Origin of the sequence: Carnobacterium sp., assembly GCF_040274945.1 — a bacterium.
Taxonomy (GTDB): domain Bacteria; phylum Bacillota; class Bacilli; order Lactobacillales; family Carnobacteriaceae; genus Carnobacterium_B.
Genome location: NZ_JBEMAR010000002.1, coordinates 149,431 through 168,048, shown reverse-complemented (window position 1 = coordinate 168,048; position 18,618 = coordinate 149,431). Strand labels below are relative to the sequence as shown.

General features: G+C 35.2%; 15 protein-coding genes. 9 read left to right on the top strand and 6 right to left on the bottom strand.

The features are described from left to right. Window positions 1-19 precede the first annotated feature (19 nt). A complete protein-coding gene (locus tag ABS916_RS03205; RefSeq protein ID WP_350450532.1) occupies window positions 20-1,675 on the top strand; it encodes an ABC transporter permease in 1,656 nt (551 codons plus the stop codon). A 60-nt stretch (window positions 1,676-1,735) separates the two neighbouring features. Here the strand turns inward: ABS916_RS03205 and ABS916_RS03200 are convergent, their stop codons facing one another. From ABS916_RS03200 to ABS916_RS03180, 5 genes are all read right to left on the bottom strand, one after another. Continuing rightward, window positions 1,736-2,356: a flavin reductase family protein gene (locus ABS916_RS03200; RefSeq protein WP_350450531.1), complete on the bottom strand. Its 621-nt coding sequence runs from the start codon at window positions 2,354-2,356 to the stop codon at window positions 1,736-1,738. Window positions 2,357-2,401: 45 nt separating this feature from the next. Further along, complete coding sequence (locus ABS916_RS03195; RefSeq protein WP_350450530.1) at window positions 2,402-3,391, bottom strand: ring-cleaving dioxygenase; 990 nt, start codon at window positions 3,389-3,391, stop codon at window positions 2,402-2,404. A gap of 1 nt (window position 3,392) precedes the next feature. Beyond that, window positions 3,393-4,295: a VOC family protein gene (locus ABS916_RS03190; RefSeq protein WP_350450529.1), complete on the bottom strand. Its 903-nt coding sequence runs from the start codon at window positions 4,293-4,295 to the stop codon at window positions 3,393-3,395. A 177-nt stretch (window positions 4,296-4,472) separates the two neighbouring features. Further along, window positions 4,473-5,531, bottom strand: a complete 1,059-nt coding sequence (locus tag ABS916_RS03185) for a lactonase family protein (protein WP_350450528.1) — start codon at window positions 5,529-5,531, stop codon at window positions 4,473-4,475. 130 nt (window positions 5,532-5,661) lie between these two features. Beyond that, on the bottom strand, window positions 5,662-7,767 hold the full coding sequence (locus ABS916_RS03180; protein ID WP_350450527.1) for a CDP-glycerol glycerophosphotransferase family protein: 2,106 nt from the start codon (window positions 7,765-7,767) through the stop codon (window positions 5,662-5,664). A gap of 194 nt (window positions 7,768-7,961) precedes the next feature. Here ABS916_RS03180 and ABS916_RS03175 point away from each other — a divergent pair, with 194 nt between their 5' ends. Together ABS916_RS03175 and ABS916_RS03170 are read left to right on the top strand one after the other, a co-directional pair. Further along, window positions 7,962-8,330 carry a PTS glucitol/sorbitol transporter subunit IIA gene (locus ABS916_RS03175; protein ID WP_350450526.1) on the top strand — a complete coding sequence of 123 codons (369 nt, stop codon included), beginning with the start codon at window positions 7,962-7,964 and terminating at the stop codon, window positions 8,328-8,330. A gap of 39 nt (window positions 8,331-8,369) precedes the next feature. Continuing rightward, on the top strand, window positions 8,370-9,578 hold the full coding sequence (locus ABS916_RS03170) for an AI-2E family transporter (RefSeq protein WP_350450525.1): 1,209 nt from the start codon (window positions 8,370-8,372) through the stop codon (window positions 9,576-9,578). Between the two features lie 86 nt (window positions 9,579-9,664). Here ABS916_RS03170 and ABS916_RS03165 read toward each other — a convergent pair whose 3' ends face one another. Next, entirely contained in the window at window positions 9,665-10,288 is a 624-nt protein-coding gene (locus tag ABS916_RS03165; protein ID WP_350450524.1) for an NAD(P)H-dependent oxidoreductase, read from the bottom strand. Window positions 10,289-10,543: 255 nt separating this feature from the next. Between ABS916_RS03165 and ABS916_RS03160 the strand changes: the two genes are divergently transcribed. The 6 genes from ABS916_RS03160 (at window position 10,544) to manA (ending at window position 18,236) form a co-directional block, all read left to right on the top strand. Beyond that, window positions 10,544-12,265: an ABC transporter ATP-binding protein gene (locus tag ABS916_RS03160; protein ID WP_350450523.1), complete on the top strand. Its 1,722-nt coding sequence runs from the start codon at window positions 10,544-10,546 to the stop codon at window positions 12,263-12,265. Then, on the top strand, window positions 12,265-14,124 hold the full coding sequence (locus tag ABS916_RS03155) for an ABC transporter ATP-binding protein (RefSeq protein ID WP_350450522.1): 1,860 nt from the start codon (window positions 12,265-12,267) through the stop codon (window positions 14,122-14,124). Before ABS916_RS03160 ends, ABS916_RS03155 begins: the two co-directional genes overlap by 1 nt. A 108-nt stretch (window positions 14,125-14,232) precedes the next feature. Beyond that, entirely contained in the window at window positions 14,233-14,856 is a 624-nt protein-coding gene (locus ABS916_RS03150; protein WP_350450521.1) for an MBL fold metallo-hydrolase, read from the top strand. 385 nt (window positions 14,857-15,241) lie between these two features. Next, a complete protein-coding gene (locus tag ABS916_RS03145) occupies window positions 15,242-16,099 on the top strand; it encodes a VOC family protein (protein WP_350450520.1) in 858 nt (285 codons plus the stop codon). 146 nt (window positions 16,100-16,245) lie between these two features. Beyond that, complete coding sequence (locus ABS916_RS03140) at window positions 16,246-17,268, top strand: serine hydrolase domain-containing protein (RefSeq protein ID WP_350450519.1); 1,023 nt, start codon at window positions 16,246-16,248, stop codon at window positions 17,266-17,268. A 23-nt stretch (window positions 17,269-17,291) separates the two neighbouring features. Next, entirely contained in the window at window positions 17,292-18,236 is a 945-nt protein-coding gene (manA, locus tag ABS916_RS03135) for a mannose-6-phosphate isomerase, class I (RefSeq protein ID WP_350450518.1), read from the top strand. The last annotated feature ends 382 nt before the right edge of the window (window positions 18,237-18,618 follow it).

Sequence of the window (18,618 nt, the reverse complement as noted above, 5' to 3'; positions counted from 1 at the left end):
GAGGAGAGCACTTTAAGGTATGAATACTAAAGACGTGAAAATAAAGCGGAAAAATTTAAGTTGGCTTCTTGCTAAAAATAGATTAATAGAGCAACTTGGTCTGAATGTTTTTCGTTATGAAAAGGATAAACGTAAAAGAAATAGTAAAATTACAGTAGCCGTAGCTATTGGCATTGTTTTACTTATGATTATTTCTTATAGTGGTGGGGTGGCGTACGGTTATATTTATTTAGGAATGACAGACCTAATTCCTAGTATTGCTATCTTTATCAGCAGCTTGCTCACTTTAACTTTTTCATTATTTAAATCAAATGGAGAATTCTTTAATTTTAGTGATTATGATCTAATAATGTCTTTGCCAATAGCTGTAAAGACAATTATTAGCAGCCGTTTTTTGAATATGTATATTTGGAATACTTTTATTGCTTTTCTCGTTATGTTTCCAATGGGAATAACTTATTTATTGTTTGAACAGCCTGATTTTATAACTTATCTTATTTGGTTTCTCAGCATCTTTTTAGTCAGTCTGATTCCTACTATTATTGCGGCTATTTTTGGAACAGTGATTACAGCAATTTCATCTAAATTCAGATACACAAATGCAATAGCTACAGTCCTTTCTATCGGATTAGTAGTCGTATTCTTGATTTTTCTTATGGCTGCTTCAACAACGAATTTCGGGTTTGGAGAACTCATTGATTCACAAACAGGAAACATAAATACTGATGCAATTTCAAACTTAGCTCCTTTTGTTTCGGATCGATTGAACCAATTATACCTACCCACAAAATTGTTCAAGGAAGCAGTAGTGGATGGGAAATCCCTTTCTTTTCTGATCTTTGCGGTTGTTTCTATTGGTTTGTACTTCCTCTTTTTACAGCTATTGTCTATAAAATACAAAAAAATCAACACAGCACTGACTTCACATAATAGCAAGGGGAATTATAAAATTGGGGTGTTGCGTCAGAGGGGAATGCTTTTGGCATTGTATAAAAAGACGCTGATGCGAATCTTAAAGTCAACAGTAGCTGCCACAAATTTATTGGTTGGTTGTGTAATGGCAATTCTATTGGCCATTAGTACATTCATTATTGGGCCAGAAAAAATACTACAGAGTCTTGATTTAGCTGAGTACTTTCCAATCTTAAAAAATGTTGCTGGTTATGTCATTGCGGCTATGGTTTCTATGACGAATACGGCTACTATCTCACTTGCATTAGAAGGGAAAAATGTCTGGTTGATCAAATCATTGCCAGTTTCTCCAAAGACCCTGTATGACAGTTATTTATTAACCAATCTGACGTTTACTATTCCAACATCGATTATCTGTTCACTGTTGTTTAGTATCTCTTTAAAAATGAGCTTCATTGAAACAATTTTGGTAATCGTTACACCACTTAGCTTTTTACTATTTACAGCAGTAGCAGGCATTTTTATTGGAAATCGAATGGCTTATTATGACTGGCAGGATGAGACACAACTTGTTAAACAGAGTATGATGAGCTTAATAGGAATGTTAGGCGGCATGATGATCACTGTATTTTTCGGGGTGATAGCTAATGTAGGCATTTTACCACTAGAAATCAAAACCATTACATTAATTATAAATCTATTTATTTTAATAGTTACAGTCTTATTGTATTTGCATGAATGCAATCGTCCAATAAAACAATAATAATCCAAAAAGAAAGAGTCGCTCAAGAATGTTTTTCTTGTTGAGCGACTCTTTTTTAGTTTATGTTGGACGTACAATAGTGAATTCTTCATTTAGTGTAGCGTATTGGTTACCGGCAAGCCGTGCAACGGGATTTAATTTATCCGTTAAAATATATTCTTTTTCTTGATCAAAGACTGTCTCATCAAAAAAGAAATCTGTTACTCGAATAAAAAAGAAGTCCGTTACAATATTGTCGTGCTCATCTTTAATCGGTACGTATTGATGTAAGACACCTTCAAAACGAATTTTAGCTTCTACGATAGAAGGAACTTGTACGCTTAGACTATCGATCAACGTTAAGTTTGTTTGGTCCAACTCACTTTCGTCTGGTGAGAGTGGGGCAGATGTTTGATTCATATCTTCAACGACAGTTTGATCAACAATGTGTACAACCGCTTCTTTTCGATCAAGAATATTGCGAGCGGTATCTTTACTAACGCCATCTTTTCTTAAGATAGCAACGGTTAATAAAGGTAATTCATTGGATGCTGCACTGAAAAAGCTGAAAGGAGCAGCATTTACCACTGAACCATCCTTTGATAATGTTGTAACCCAAGCGATTGGGCGTGGAATCACACTTCCGCTAACAAATTTGTACTGCTGTTTTTTGTTTAATTGTTCTGCTGTATAGTGAAACATAATTAGTCACTTCCTAAGGGTTAATTTTAACTATAAAAATAGATTTTAATCTAAATATTCTTTTTTAACTATTTTTGTACTGCGAACGGTATCTATCGGCCGAACCAATTTTTCTATCTCAGCACGTTGATTCCTGAATTTTGGTGGTAAGGCTAAGGTTTCACCCAATATTTCGTAATGTTCTTCATCGTCGATAAAACCGGGACCATCTGTTGCAAATTCAAACAAAATACCTGGAGATACACGGGCATAAAGAGATTCAAAATAAAAACGATCGACATAACCAGAAGTTGGCAACCCAAATTGGTTTATTCGTTGAATCCATTCTTCTAAAACAGCACGATCTTCTACACGAAATGCAACGTGATGCACATTTCCATAACCTTGTCGTGCATCAGGAAGCAGAGCGCTGTATTCAACGATCACTTGCGCGCCATTTCCGCCTTCGCCAACTTCAAATTGGTGATAATTGCCTTCTTTAGCTACTTCTTTAAACAGCAAGACTTTTTCCAAAATTTCTTTCATAAAGTCAAAATTTTTCACACGTAAAAAGATAGGACCTAAACCAGTAATGGCAAATTCATCTGGAACTGGGCCTTTATGCCATGGAATACCAGAGGCTATACCTACATTGTTTTCATCTGAGATCAATTGATAGTGTTGATCATCAAAATCATGAAAAGCCAACACTTTGACTCCAAATTGTTCTGAGATTTCTTTATGAGCTACATTATATTTATCAAATCGTTTGACCCAATAGTATAAAGCAGCATCACTTGGCACGCGTAAAGAAGTCTTTGAGATATCATTGGTTCCTTTTGATCCTTTAGGAATACCAGGGAAATCAAAAAATGTCATATCTGTACCTGCGCTGCCTTTATCATCTGAAAAGAAAAGGTGATACGTTTGAATGTCATCTTGGTTCACTGTTTTTTTTACTAAGCGGACACCTAAAACGTTCGTAAAGAAGTCATAAATTTTTTCCGCGCTGCTTGTAATAGCTGTTACGTGGTGAATCCCTTTTAGTCCAGTCATATTAAAAATCCTCCAGTTGAGCTTCAATTGCAGCTCGTTTATTTTCTAAGAAAGCAGGTAGTGCTAGTATTGTTCCTAATGTATCAATTGGTTCATCAAGTATAAAGCCAGGAGTTTCAATGGCTAATTCAATTCGTAGACTGTTTGGTTCTTTTACATATAAGCTTTTAAAATAGCCGCGTTCAACATAGTGATCAATCGGTAGTCCCATTCGTATTGCTTTTTGATACATCTCTTCTAGCTCTTTAGATGAATGAACGGTATAAGCAATATGATCAATTGATCCTCTGCCCATTCGAGAGGAAGTTGTCTTTCCGCTAGGAGCAACAGATGTGAAAATTTCTTGCTGATCAATTTGAACGCGATGACTTTGATTCGATAAAGATAGACCTAAATAATCGGTTAAAAAGGAAAGTGTTTCTTCAGGACGCTCAACTTTAAGGAAACTTTCAAAAATCCCTATGATTTGATTTGTGGGTGGAATATCTGAATGTTTAGTCGCATTTTCAGATAGGATCACGTCATCAACTTCTATTAGGGAGAGTTCAAAGTGATCAGGATCTTTAAAGAATAGAGAGGATTCGTTCTGATCTAATGTAGTTTCAATTGAATAATGCGTTAAACGAGATTCCCAATAAGATAACGTGCCTTTAGGAATTTTTAAAGCAACTGTGGAGAAATAATTATTTTCAGGATAAGCACTGCCAACATTCTTTAATTCAAAAAAAGTTAGTAGAGTACCAGGGTTTCCTTGATAATCTCCATAAAATAAATGGCGTACAGCTGTATTTTCTTGATTGACTGTATTTTTCACAAAACGCAATCCAAGAACAGAGGTATAGAAAAAATGGTTCTCCCTAGCTGATTTAGTGAAAGCTGAGATATGATGGATGCCTTTAATCACGGAATAAAATCTCCTCTCGTCAAAAAATGGATCATTGAAATGAATCTATAACGTAACTATAACATATCGCAAAAATACTTACAATAAATAAGTTCAATTAGAGATAAATTATACTGAGATAAAAGCAAAAAACTAATCTGAACCTATAAGCAGGTTCAGATTAGTTTTTATTTGGTGTTATTCAAATGCGACACAAACACATTCTGGAGCATAAACATCTTTTTGAAGCAGAGACAGTAGACCAGTTTCTGCATCTCTTTCAAATAAAGTCAATTTATCAGAATTTTGATGGCCAACGACGACAAATTGCTCAGAAGGGTCTAGTGCGAAATCACGAGGAGTATCTCCTTCAGACGGAATCAACTGAATACGCTCAATAGAATCTCCCGTTTCATTAATTGCATATACCGCAATTGAATTATGGCCACGATTAGAAGAATACAAGAAACGACCGTCTTCAGTAACGCGCACAGCTGATCCACTATTGAAAGTAGTATGTGTGTCTGGAATAGAAGAAACCGTTTGTAGAGTTTCAAATGAACCATCAGCAGCATTGTAAGCTAATACAACAATTTCGCTCGTTAACTCTCCGACAAGGTAAGCAAATTTACCATTTGGATGAAAAACTAAGTGACGAGGACCTGTACCAGGCTTAGCCGTATACGTAGATGCTAAATCTAATTTTCCATCTTCAGAAACTTTGTAAGTGTAAACTTTGTCTGTCCCTAAATCACAAGCTACGACATAATTACGATCTGGTGTAAGATTCAAGTAATGTGCATGAGCTTTTTCTTGGTTTTCATGAACGCTGGATCCTTCATGTTGTTTAACATCTGTTAAAGTTAAACCGCCTTTATTATCTGTTTTGTAAACAGAAACAAAGCCATCATGATAGCTGGTTGTATAAACTAATGAGCGATCGGCATCGTAAGCGACGTAACACGGTGGAGCAGCATTTTCTTCAATTAATTCGCTTGTTTTTTCAAAAAAAGTAGCTGTATTTTCATAAGAGGTTGCTGGTTTTTTCTTAAATGCAGCAAGCCCGCCACCAGTAGCCGTTTTACTAACAGAATAAATAATGTCTTTTCCATTTGATAAAGCTAAATAAGTAGGATTGCCTACTTTGGCTAAAAGTTTTGCTTCTTCTAATTGTTTTGTCTGAGTGTTTAAGATGATTTCATAAATGCCTTCACTGTTTCCTTTAGTATAGGTTCCTAAATAAATGGTTTCTTTCATTGATAAAGCCTCCTTGGTTTTATGTAACAGGTTTCAATTTCAAGTATAGCACTTGCTGATTAAAGATTTAAAGCAAAAAGACACTTTTTAGAAAAAAAAGTGTCTTTTTGCAATGATTGGAATCATTCTATTAATGAAGAAGATCTATAATCGCTTCATAAATTCGCTGGTTTGATTGAGTATCATGATAGTAAAGCAATGCATCTGCTTTTTGTTGGTTTTTACGAGAAACTTGAAATTGATTCATACCGATTTGTTCCAGCAAATGAATCAAACTTTCTTCAGAAGTTGTAATTTCACCCGGTAGCTCATTTAAATAAGTATGGGTTGAATTAAACGGCACTTCAGAAGCCAATGTTTTAATATCTGGTTGATAAAATAAAACTGGTTTTAGTAGGAAACTAAAATCAAAAGCAATAGGATCTGCATCCGTGATCAAAAGACTGCTTTCTTTAATCAACTGTTGGATGTCTTCTTGACTTTGAAGCAACACAGTACAATTACAGTCAGTAAAGGCTGCTACATAATGAAGCATTGAAGTAGGAAGAGCTGTTACAACCTCTAGTTGGTACTGCTGAACAAAGTCTAAAAATGTAGGATTTTTTAATAGTGAAATAAACGATAAGGCCATATGTTCAATGACATCTGATTGGTAGTACAAACCAGAATCGTGATTCATCGGAAAAATAAGCAGCTGACGTTTATTTGCTGAAAGAGACTCATCCTTTAGTAGCTCATCAAAACGAGGTAAGCCAGTGATAGAAAGTTTATCTTCAGGAAAGTTTAAGGTTTCAATCGCTAGTCGTTTCTCCGTTTTTGAACTGACAAAAAATAAATCTGCTTTGAATCGCTTAGCACTGTATTCTAAACTAGCTTTACTATCTTGCAATCCAAGGACATTTTTCTGCAAAACAACTTTCTTAGCGCTCAATTCATCTAACCACAAAGGATTACGTGTGGGCAAGATAGCATAAGGTTCTTCAGTTGTGATTAGTAATTGTGCCATTAATAACGTCCAAATGTATTTTTTCGATTTATAAATTAAGAGGTGATCTTCTCCTAAATCTGCAGCTTTAGCGTAATCAGGCGAAGTTTTGTCAATGACATAATAAACTTCTTTTTCTGGATGGTGTTGTCTCATGTAACGATAAAAAGCCCAACCATTATTTTTAGCTTCCATAGGAGTTTCACCGATAATCCAAATACCCCGATTACTATAAAAAGGGCGTAAAACAGGCGCAAAGGGGAGGAGTTCTTTCATATATTCGACAGTTTCATTTTCAAAATTTGTCACAGAAAGAATAAAGTTATTTGATTGTCCAGTAAAATTAGGAGCTAAAAACTTAGTGTTTTTTCCATAAGAATAAGAAAAACTAGTGTAATTTTTCTTAGCATTTGCATCGCTGGGATTAGAGACACGAATAATAGTTGGATCAAAAAATCCATTTAAGTACAATTCGAAGTATAAATCAAAATCTTCGTCATTTGTATTGCTGATAAAAAAATCGCGCGCACACTCTTCTAAATCTATATTAATTTGATAATCATAATAATGGAGATGTGTTCCGTCTGTTGAGTCCGTAAGCTGATGATCCGAATGGATGACTTGGCGATGGCCGAATTTTCTTCCCACCATCACAGTATCGACACGATTAATAGGCATCGCTTTTGTTACAATTGTACCTGTTAGTGCTAGTGTGTCTTTTTTCAATTGAACCGTATCTATTTTTGAATCTTGAATATAGCGTACACTGCGTACTGGAATATTGATGGTAAAACAAAATCCTTGCGTTTTACGACTAAAATAAGGATAAAGATGATGACCGCTATCTTGTACTTCCGTCAACCCATAGGATTCATAATGAGTAAAACGGTTCAGAGATAAAGGTTCATCTTTTTCGATTTCATGACCGTCTATTATATAACGAACAGTAAAATAAAATTCAAAGTGTTCTTTTGGATCCTCGGGAACATGTTTTTTGATAAAAGAGCGTATATCAACGGAGAAAGTAGATAATCCATTAGTATTATCTGCTTTAAAAGAATATTTTTTTCCGGTTTCTCTATGTAATATGAAAAATTCTTTGAATTCCGTTGAAATATCTTTTGTTAGAGTGATAGTGGTAACTAAGTCATCATCTTGTTTTGTGATACTAAATGATGGATGACGAAGCTCTTTAATTATTTTTTCAGCTTGTTCTATTTTTAAATGTTGTTCATTAGTAGTAGAATTCATAAAATCCACCTCCATTATTGGATAGTCTAGTTTAATTTATCATACCAGTCTCGCCAACAGGTAGCAATCACTATAAGCATTTTTAACGGAATGAGTAATTTTTTGTTTATTGGGCAGTTACCATTTAGTAACCTTTAGAAGAGAGAATATGGTAAAATAAAATAAGAATAGAAGAATTTGAAAATGAGAAAGGAATGGATAATATGTTAACTGGAACAATAACTGCAATCGGAGAAAATGCTATTAGCAAAAAAGATCCAATGATAATTTTATTTGGAGAGCAAGCTACAGAGGAAATTCGTACTGTAGCGATTATTCAGTCTTTTGAAAAAGATAAAGAAACAGTAAAATTACAATCAGGGGACACGATTTCTTTTGATGAACAAGTGTATACCATTGAAACAGTCGGAAGTTTAGCAAATGAAAATTTGAATACTATTGGACACATTACCCTTTCGTTTTCAGAAGTTCCAGAAGATGATCGAATTGAAAGCGGCATTTATTTATCGCCACATGAATTGCCTGAAGTATCTGTAGGGACTAAAATAAGTTACAACCATTAGTTTTATAAGTGTATAGGGACGGATGAGAGAGGTGAAGATATGGGCGAAGAAAAAATAAAAAGCAAAACCAGTGAGAAAGCAACGTGGTTTTGGAGATGGTTTTTAAATAATAAAGTCGTTTCAATTTTATTGATTTCCCTTTTGGTTTTTTTAAATCTATTAGTGTTTCCAAAAGTTGAGTATGTGTTTTCACCAATTAGAGATTTTTTGAGTATTATTGGGTTACCGGTTATTTTAGCAGGAGTATTATATTACTTAGTTAACCCTTTGGTAGATTGGATGGAACGAAAAAAAATTCCTCGTTTGTTAGGTATAACTTGGATATTTATTGTTATAGGAGCTTTAATTGTTTGGGGAATTACAACGTTGATTCCAATCATTCAGGAACAGACTATTAGTATTATTGGAAATTGGCCAGTTTATTGGGATAATATTGTTTCTCAAATAGATAGTTGGTTAAGAAGTGATGTGTTGTCTGAATTTCAAACAAGATTATCTGATTTCAATACAAATATAATGTCCAATGTCTCTGAACAAGCAGATGGGGTTGTAAATTCAACTTTTGCCAGTATTGGAAGCGTAGTAGGTGCAGTGACAAATATCGTCATTGCAATTATCACAATGCCTTTTATCTTGTTTTACTTACTGAAAGATGGAAAAAATCTTCCTTATCACGTGATGAAAATCATTCCTTCAAAAATGAGAGTTAGTACGTATCAATTGTTATCCGAAATCAATATGCAAATTAGTCAGTATATACGTGGCCAATTAATGGTAGCATTTTTTGTTGGTTTAATGTTTTGGATAGGATTTGCTGTTATTGGATTGGAGTATGCTATAACCTTAGGCGTACTGGCTGGATTCTTAAATTTGATTCCTTATCTAGGTTCATTTTTAGCGACTGTTCCAGCTATTGTGATTGCTTTGGTAGACTCACCAAGTATGTTGATTAAGGTATTGATCGTATTTGCTATTGAACAGACAATTGAAGGAAGAGTGATCCAACCGCAAATTTTAGGGAATAACTTAGAAGTTCATCCCCTTACGATTATCATCGTCTTATTATCCGCTGGGAAAATTTTTGGTGTTCCTGGTGTAATTCTAGGTATTCCTGGATATGCCGTTTTAAAAGTTATCGTTGTTCATTTCTTTAGATGGTATAAAGACTACACTGGTTTATATGACAATGATGAAAATCCGGCCCCACTACCAGTTGTAGCAGTAAAGAAAAAATCAAAAAAAGACTAGTTTTAATAAATATATATAAGTAAAAATAGACTGGAAATAAGCTGCTACAGCTGATTTCCAGTCTATTTTTAGATTAATCCAACTAACTAAAATGTTTTACCTAATGCAGTTGCCTTTTCAATTCCTTCAGCTACAATATCTGCTGCTTTATCAGGAGCATAATCCATACCTTCAACAAATAATTCTTGGAAATCAGTAATGCCGATATAATTCAGAATCGTTTTCAAATATTGGTTGGCTGGATCTTTTCCGCCATAAACGCCGCCATTTGCTTGAATATGTAAGACTTTTTTATCGCCAGCTAGCCCTACGGCTTCGCCTTTTTCATTGTATTTAAACGTTTTTCCACCAACAGTGATTGTATCCACCCAAGCCTTTAAACGAGCAGGTACATTTAAATTCCATAAAGGATTTGCGATAACAACTTTGTCAGCGTTCAAAAAGCCATCCGTATAACCATTAAACAAGGTGATTTTTTGTTGTTTAACTTCAGATAATTCATCAAATGCTATGCCGCTGCCAAGTTCTGACCAAGCTTGTAATAAGTCACGGTCGATGTCTGGAACAGCTAGATCATATAAATTAATATCTTCAATAGTGTCTTCTGAGTGGCTTTCAATATATGATTTTACGAAAGCATTTGTAACTTGCATTGAACGAGAGGTTTCTTCGTCTAATGGGTGAGCACGAACCACTAATAATTTTGTCATAAATAAAATCCTTCTTTCGATTTTTTTGAGAGCCTTTTCTTAATGGCCTCTGTAGCAATTTTACTAAAGTTACTCTTAAACAGCAAGAAACAAAACTAGTTAATATAACTTGTGTTAGTAATAAAGGTATCAGAAATTTGAAAAAAAATAGGTGGTCACATATAATTGATAAACGGTTACAAAAGAACCATTTTATAAAATAAGGCCTATTAAATTGAATCCAGTATAAAAGTAATGACAAAAGGAGGACAACAAATGCTCAAATTAATAAGGAAACTAAATTATTGGGCTGTTTTGGGTGCTGTCATCTTCATGATCATTCAAGTTATTGGTGATTTGTATCTTCCAACCTTAACAGCAGATATTATTGATAATGGAGTAGCCACAGGAAATGTAGACTACATTATTTCTGTAGGAGTAAAGATGCTGGGCTTTTCTTTCCTTAGTATCTTAGCAGCAATTGCAAATGTTTATTTTGCTGCACAGCAATCGCAACAATTAGGCAAAAAATTACGTAGTGAGATTTACCGAAAAGTTACTTATTTTTCAAATGATGAAATAGATAAGCTAGGGACGTCTTCTTTGCTTACCAGAACAACGAATGATGTTGAGCAAATTCAATTAGTCACTATGATGATGTTAAGAATGATGATTATGTCTCCAATCATGCTAATTGGAGCAGGAATACTAGCTTACAATCGCGAGCCGAAACTAGCAGAAATTTTTATTTATGTGATTCCAGTATTGGCTATTTTTATTGGAATCATTATGTATTTTGCTGTTCCCTATTTCAAATCACTGCAAAAGAAAACGGATCGCCTTAATTTGGTTTTTCGTGAAGGACTAACGGGTATTCGTGTGATTCGTGCATTTAATCGAAATGATTCTGAAACAAGACGCTTTGATGAAGCCAATAAAGACTATGCAGATACTTCTATCAAAGCCCAAACGATTCTGAGCTTTATGCTGCCAATTATGACACTGATTATCAGCGCCACCAATATATCGATCATTTGGTTTGGTGGACAGTATATTAGTGTTGGAGGTATGGAAGTTGGAAATTTAGTTACCTTCATGACCTATGCTATGCAAATCTTAATGAGTGTCATGATGTTAGCAATGGTATTTGTATTTATTCCTCGTGGTCAAGTTTCCGCAGCACGTATCAATGAAGTTTTAGCTATGGAAACTATCATAAAAGATCCGGAGAAACCACTCAAGATCCAAAAAGAAAATGTCGGTTCGTTATCCTTTGATAACGTTTCGTACCGGTATTCAGGAGCAGAAAAATTAGCACTGGAAGGCATTGATTTTGAAGGAAAAAAAGGTGAAGTGATCGCAATTATTGGAGGAACGGGTTCTGGAAAATCGACTATTGCAAATTTAATTACTCGCTTTTACGATGTTGAATCAGGAAGTATCAAGATCAACGGTGTAGACATCCGTGAGATGAAACAAACAGATCTGCGCAGTTTTACAGGTTATGCCCCTCAAAAAGCATTATTATTTACAGGCACGATTCGCGAAAATCTAAAGTATGGAAAACCAACTGCAACCGATGAAGAAATCTGGCATGCATTAAAAATTGCTCAAGCAGATGATTTTGTTTCGGCATTGCCGAAGAGGTTAGAGGCGGTAGTGGAACAGGGTGGAGGGAACTTCTCTGGTGGACAAAAGCAACGATTAAACATTGCTAGAGCCTTAGTAACAAAGGCCGATATTTTAATTTTTGATGATTCTTTCTCTGCACTTGATTTCAAAACCGATGTTGCTTTAAGAAAAGCCTTGATTCCTGAAACGAGAAATTCAGTGGTGGTCATCATTGCTCAACGCATTAGTTCCGTGATAGAAGCAGACACTATCATTGTTTTAGAAGCGGGAAAAATGGTTGGTAAAGGAACACATGAAGAATTGAAACATACAAATGAAACCTACCAAGAGATCATGAGGTCGCAAATGAAAGAGGAGGAGATGTAATGAGTAAGAATAGTACTGTTTCTACTGAACCTCTTCGCAAAATTAAGCCGAAAAACTTTTGGGGAACATTGAAAAGATTGTTAGGATACATGTCTACTCGGTTAATTGCTATCATTACTGTATTTATTTTAGCGATTATAGCAATCGTATTACAGACGCAGACGCCAAAAATTCTAGGAGAAGCAACTACAGAAATCTTTAAAGGTGTAGTAGAAGGCACGAAATTACAGCAAGCTGGACAACCTGTTGATGTCTTGCCAATCGATTTTGACTTGATTGCGGGTATATTAGCAACGGTTGCTGTTTTTTATGTTCTATCTGCCATTTTCAGATACTTCCAGCAATTTACGATGACTCGTGTAGCGCAACGAACCGTATATGACTTACGAAAAGATTTAAAAGATAAGATGAATCGGGTTCCTATGAATTACTACGATACGCATTCAAACGGAGATATTATGTCTCGTGCAGTAAATGATATGGATCAAATTGCCAATACTTTACAGCAAACACTGACTCAATTTGTAAATAGTGTGGTGACATTTTTTGCTGTCTTATACATGATGCTGACCATTAACAGTACCTTGACATTAGTCACCATGATTACTGTTCCGATAAGCGCGGTAGTCATTGTATTGATTGCTCCACGCTCACAAAAATCATTTGCAGCTCAACAAAAACGTTTAGGTATTTTAAATAATCAAGTTGAAGAAACGTATGCTGGGCATATTGTAGTAAAAACTTATAATCACGAAGAAACAGAAATTTTAACTTTTGAAGAAAAAAATGATCAACTTTATCAAGCTTCACGAAAAGCTCAGTTTTTGTCTGGTCTCATCATGCCCTTAATGGCTTTTATCCGTAACTTAGGGTATCTAGTTGTTGCAGTTGTAGGTGGAATTTTTGTTGCTAATGGTACAGTGACGTTAGGAAATGTACAAGCCATGTTGCAATATTCCAATCAATTCAATCAGCCAATTCGAGAAATGGCTAATTTGATTAATATGATTCAAGCAACGATTGCTTCAGCTGAACGTGTTTTTGAAGTGTTGGATGAACCAGAAATGACTGATGAACCATCTGCAATTGAACCTATTGTAAATTCGCCTTATAAAGTTCAATTTGATCATGTCCAATTTGGTTACGGTGGAGAAGATGCACCTTTACTAATGAAAGATTTTAATTTAAACGTTACAGAAGGGCAAATGGTCGCGATTGTAGGGCCTACTGGTGCCGGTAAATCTACATTGATCAATCTTTTAGAACGATTTTATGATGTAAGTAGCGGCAGTATCAAAATTGATGGAGTCGATATCCGAGACTATTCAAGAGAAGACGTTCGTTCTCATTTTGCTATGGTTCTACAAGACACATGGTTATTTAATGGAACGATTCTTGATAATATTCGTTACGGGAGTGCTGAATATGGCCAAGATGATGAACGTGTTTACAATTCAGCTATAGCAGCTCACGTGGATGACTTTGTACGCAAACTGCCACATGGATACGAGACGATTCTTAATGAAGAAGCGAGCAACATCTCTTCAGGCCAAAGACAGTTGATTACGATTGCACGTGCTTTCTTGGCTGACCCAGACATATTGATTCTAGATGAAGCCACTTCAAGTGTAGATACGAGAACAGAAGTATTGATTCAAAAAGCAATGAGAAAATTGTTGAAGGGCAGAACCAGTTTCGTAGTTGCTCACCGTCTGTCCACTATTCGTGATGCTGACAATATTATTGTAATGGATCATGGAGATGTTATTGAGACCGGTACACATGACGAATTGATGGCACAAAATGGATTCTATGCTGATTTATATAATAGTCAGTTTGTTCAGAAAGAAGTAAGTTGAGGTTCTTTTTATCTATGAAGAACCGTTGGAATCAACGTACAATACTTTTATTTTTAAGAGATTCTGCTAAACTAACACTATACGTTAGGAAGAAAAGGAGTTTAAGCAATGACACAGATTAAAAAAGTTGTTACTGGAATGATTGGAGAAAATTGTTATGTCATCTATCAAGAAGGAAAAGCGTTGATCGTTGATCCTGGGGATGAATTTGTAAAGATAAAAAATATTTTAGATGAATTAAAAGTAGCACCAGTTGCTATTTTATTGACACATACGCATTATGATCATATTGGTGCGTTGGAAGAAGTCAGAAAAACCTATTCTATTCCTGTTTATGTCAGTGATTTGGAACAGGCATGGCTTGGCAATCCGATATTAAATCTTTCTATTCACTCAGGACATCCAATTACAGCAGAACCTGCTGAAACTGAATTTGAATTATTTAAGACGTATGATATCGATGGATTTCAGTTTAAAGTAGTACCTACTCCTGGACATTCACCGGGTGGTGTCAGTTTTATTTTCGCTGACTTTGTGGTATCTGGTGATGCATTATTCAAAGGGAGTATTGGCAGAACAGATTTGACTGGGAGTGATTCCGAAGCCTTATTAAAAGGTATTAAAGAACAGTTATTTAGCCTAACAGATGACTTGCGTGTTTACCCAGGCCATGGTGAAGAAACCACCATCGGCTATGAAAAAAGAACGAATCCTTTTTTTAAAGAAGATTAATTTTTGAAAGCTGGGACGATTTCGTCTCAGCTTTTTATGGTACAAAAAAAACCACTTTAGCGGGGAACGCTAAAGTGGAAAGGGTAAGGTTTCTTTTTACTTTGGAGGAGTAAAAAAGAAAATATGAAAAAGTTGGTTTGTTGTTTTGGTATATACATAGTATAGTACGCAATTATGAAAAAAGTGTGACGAAAAAATAGAAATTAAGTGAAAATCTTCTTTTTAACGGATAATTGTCAGGTTAAAAAGAGATGTAATACGTTTAATTAAAAATAAGTTTGTGGAAAAGACTTGTAACTAAAAGTCATTCCTAGTATACTTATTAAAAGTAAGTAAATAACGAGTAATTAAATGAAACTATTAAAAAGAAAAGAGGAATAAATAAATGATGCTATCAGAGAAAACGATTATTGGAAAAGTGGTATTAAACGTTGAAAATATGGAGAATATGAAAAATTTTTATACTTCTATAATTGGTTTAGATATAAAAAATGAAACGGAACAAAGCCTTAAACTAGGTGCTTTTGGTGATGAACAAGTTCTATTGGAATTACAACCTGTTGCACCAACTGGTGAAAAGCCAAATGCAACTGGATTGTACCATCTGGCATTTTTACTGCCATCACGTAAAGATTTAGGAGAAATTTTGTACCACCTTTTAGTATCTAAATACCCGTTAACCGGAGCAAGCGACCATGGTTATAGTGAAGCTCTTTATTTAGACGATCCAGAAGGCAATGGTATTGAAATTTATACGGATAAACCAAAATCAATGTGGGATATTAGAGAAGATGGCCAAATAGCTGGTGTAACAGAACCGATGGATGCAGAAGGTGTAATAGGAGAAGCAAAACAAGAATTCCAAGGAATGCCTAAGGGAACGTATATGGGACATGTTCATTTATTTGTAGCTGAGTTGGAAGAAACTGAAAGATTTTATCAAGACGTTTTAGGGTTTGATTTGAAATTTAAATTTGGACCTCAAGCAAAATTCTTCGCGGCCGGTGAGTATCATCACCAAATTGGAGCCAATGTATGGGCCGGTAAAAATATTCCAGCCGCTCAAAAAGGTTTAAGAGGATTAGATTACTTTACCATTATTGTTACGGATGACGAGTTCACACAAATAAAAAACAACCTTGATACAAAAGAATATGTTTATCAAGTAGATGAAGCAACACAAACACTTTCATTGGAAGATACTAACGGAATAACGATGAAACTAACAACAACTAACGAATAAGTCATCAAACCGGCAAACTTCTTGCCGGTTTTTTTTTGTTGTAATGAAAATAACGATTAGAAGTCAGTATAGAAGAAAGCAGCAACTTCCATTATAATGATGAAATAGGAAATAGAAGTATAAAATGATCTAGAAAGGATAATAAAATGTATCCAAAAACAAACGCATTTATTCAACAATTAATTGAAGATGGACTACTTCCGGGAGCAAGTTTTGGCTTTATTAAAGACGGTAAACAACTGGAATATTATGAAGGCTTATCTGCCACTGTTCCGAAAAAAGAACCCCTTAGAGAAAATTCTATTTACGATATTGCCTCTTTAACAAAAGTAGTTTTAACGACAACGATGATCTTGCAATTGTGGCAAGAGGGGAAATTAGCCATTGATGATAAAGTCAGCCAATATTTGACAACTTTTTCAGCCCAAGAGGTAACGATTAGACATTTGTTAACTCATACATCTGGACTAGAAGGTTATATTCCCAATCGTGATTCTTTATCTGCAAATGAATTGAAGCAAGCTATTCTTCAGTTGCCAGTAGGAAAAAGCTTTGGAGAAGAAGTACGCTACACAGATACAGGATTTATCTTATTAGGGTTTATTATTGAAGAGATTGAGCAAGACACTTTGGCTAATCTATTTGCTGATCGAGTTAGCGTGCCGTTAAATTTGAAGGCGACTTCTTATCATCCTATTGATCTACAAAAATGTGTTCCAACAGAAGTAGATAAAAAGAGAGGGCTGATAAGAGGAGAGGTCCACGATCCTAAAGCGTATATATTAGGAGACCACTGTGGAAGTGCTGGATTATTTTCGACACTGACAGATTGTTTGACCTTTAGTCACATGATGTTGAATAAAGGAGAATTTAATGGAAAACGTATTCTTAATGAAACAACTGTGCTATCATTATTAACAGATTGGACACCAACTGGTAAGTTAAACCGGTCTTTAGGATGGGATATTAAGAAAAGCGGCAATAAGAACTATTTGTTTCATACTGGATTTACAGGAACCTTTATTCTATTAGACATCAAAGAAAAAGAAGCCTTTGTTTTTCTGTCTAATCGTGTCCATCCAACTAATGATAACAAGTCAGAATATCTTAGCCAACGAGACCATTTAATAAAGTGTTACTTAGCAGAAAAGGAAGCCATGAATAAGTAATATATTTTAGGAGGAGTAAAGTGATGAATGAACCATTAATATTAGCGCCTGTGTTGCAAGAAAAAATTTGGGGCGGAAAAAAATTGCATGATGTATTCGGCTATGATTTGCCAAGTGATAAAACTGGAGAAGCATGGGCCATCAGCGCACATCCGAATGGACCAAGTACAGTGGAAAATGGACCTTATCAAGGCATGACTCTAGCTGAAGTATGGGACCAACATCGTGAAGTGTTCGGCAACGCAAAAGGAGAAGTGTTTCCTTTACTGACGAAAATATTAGATGCAGCAGATGATTTATCGGTTCAAGTTCATCCGGATGATCAATACGGTATGGAACACGAAGGTGAATTGGGCAAAACAGAATGCTGGTATGTTATTGATGCAGATGAAGGTTCAGAAATCATCTATGGACACCATGCTCAGACAAAAGAAGAACTAGAACAAATGATTCTTGATGGAAAATGGGATGCGTTATTGCGTCGTATTAAAGTTAAGAAAGGAGACTTCTTCTTTGTACCAAGTGGAACGATCCATGCGATTGGTGGAGGTATTACCATTCTGGAAACACAACAATCCAGTGATACAACTTATCGAGTGTATGATTATGACCGTAAAGATGAGCAAGGAAACACAAGAGAATTGCATGTCAAACAATCAGTTGATGTGACAACTGTTCCGCACGTTGATGCAACTCCTGAAATGAACAGTGTGAAACAGGGAGACGCAACCATCACAACATTTGTGAAGACTCCATTTTTTGATGTTTATAAATGGGAAGTGAATGGTAAAGCCGACTTTGTTGCAACTGCTCCTTACACTCTTATTAGTGTATTAGATGGAAACGGTAAATTGATTGTCGAAGCAGGAGAGTATAATCTAACAAAAGGAACTCACCTAATCTTACCAAATGACATTAAAAAATGGACAATCGAAGGCAAATTAGACATTATTGCATCAAACGCATAAAAGCTAAGTGGGACAATCACCTTAACTATAAGGGTGCGAAAAACGGCGGTAATGCTCCACAACTGGAAGACTATAGCTATCGTTTTTACCATAAAATAGTTTAATAGAAATAAAAAGAGCTTTAAAAATGACTTAGTCATTTTTAAAGCTCTTTTTTTGAGGAGATTCGGATGAGAATGTCGAGTAGAGCTTTCTAGTTGCTATTCCTTAAGGAAAATCGGATCAAAATGTCGAGAAGAGACCGCCTATAGCATATATGGTTAAGCGAATCAGTTGAGAATGTCGAGTAGAGGCCCTCTAGTTACTATTTCTTAAGGAAAATCGAGTCAAAATGTCGAGAAGAGACCGCCTATAGTATATTTGTTTAAGCGAATCAGCTGAG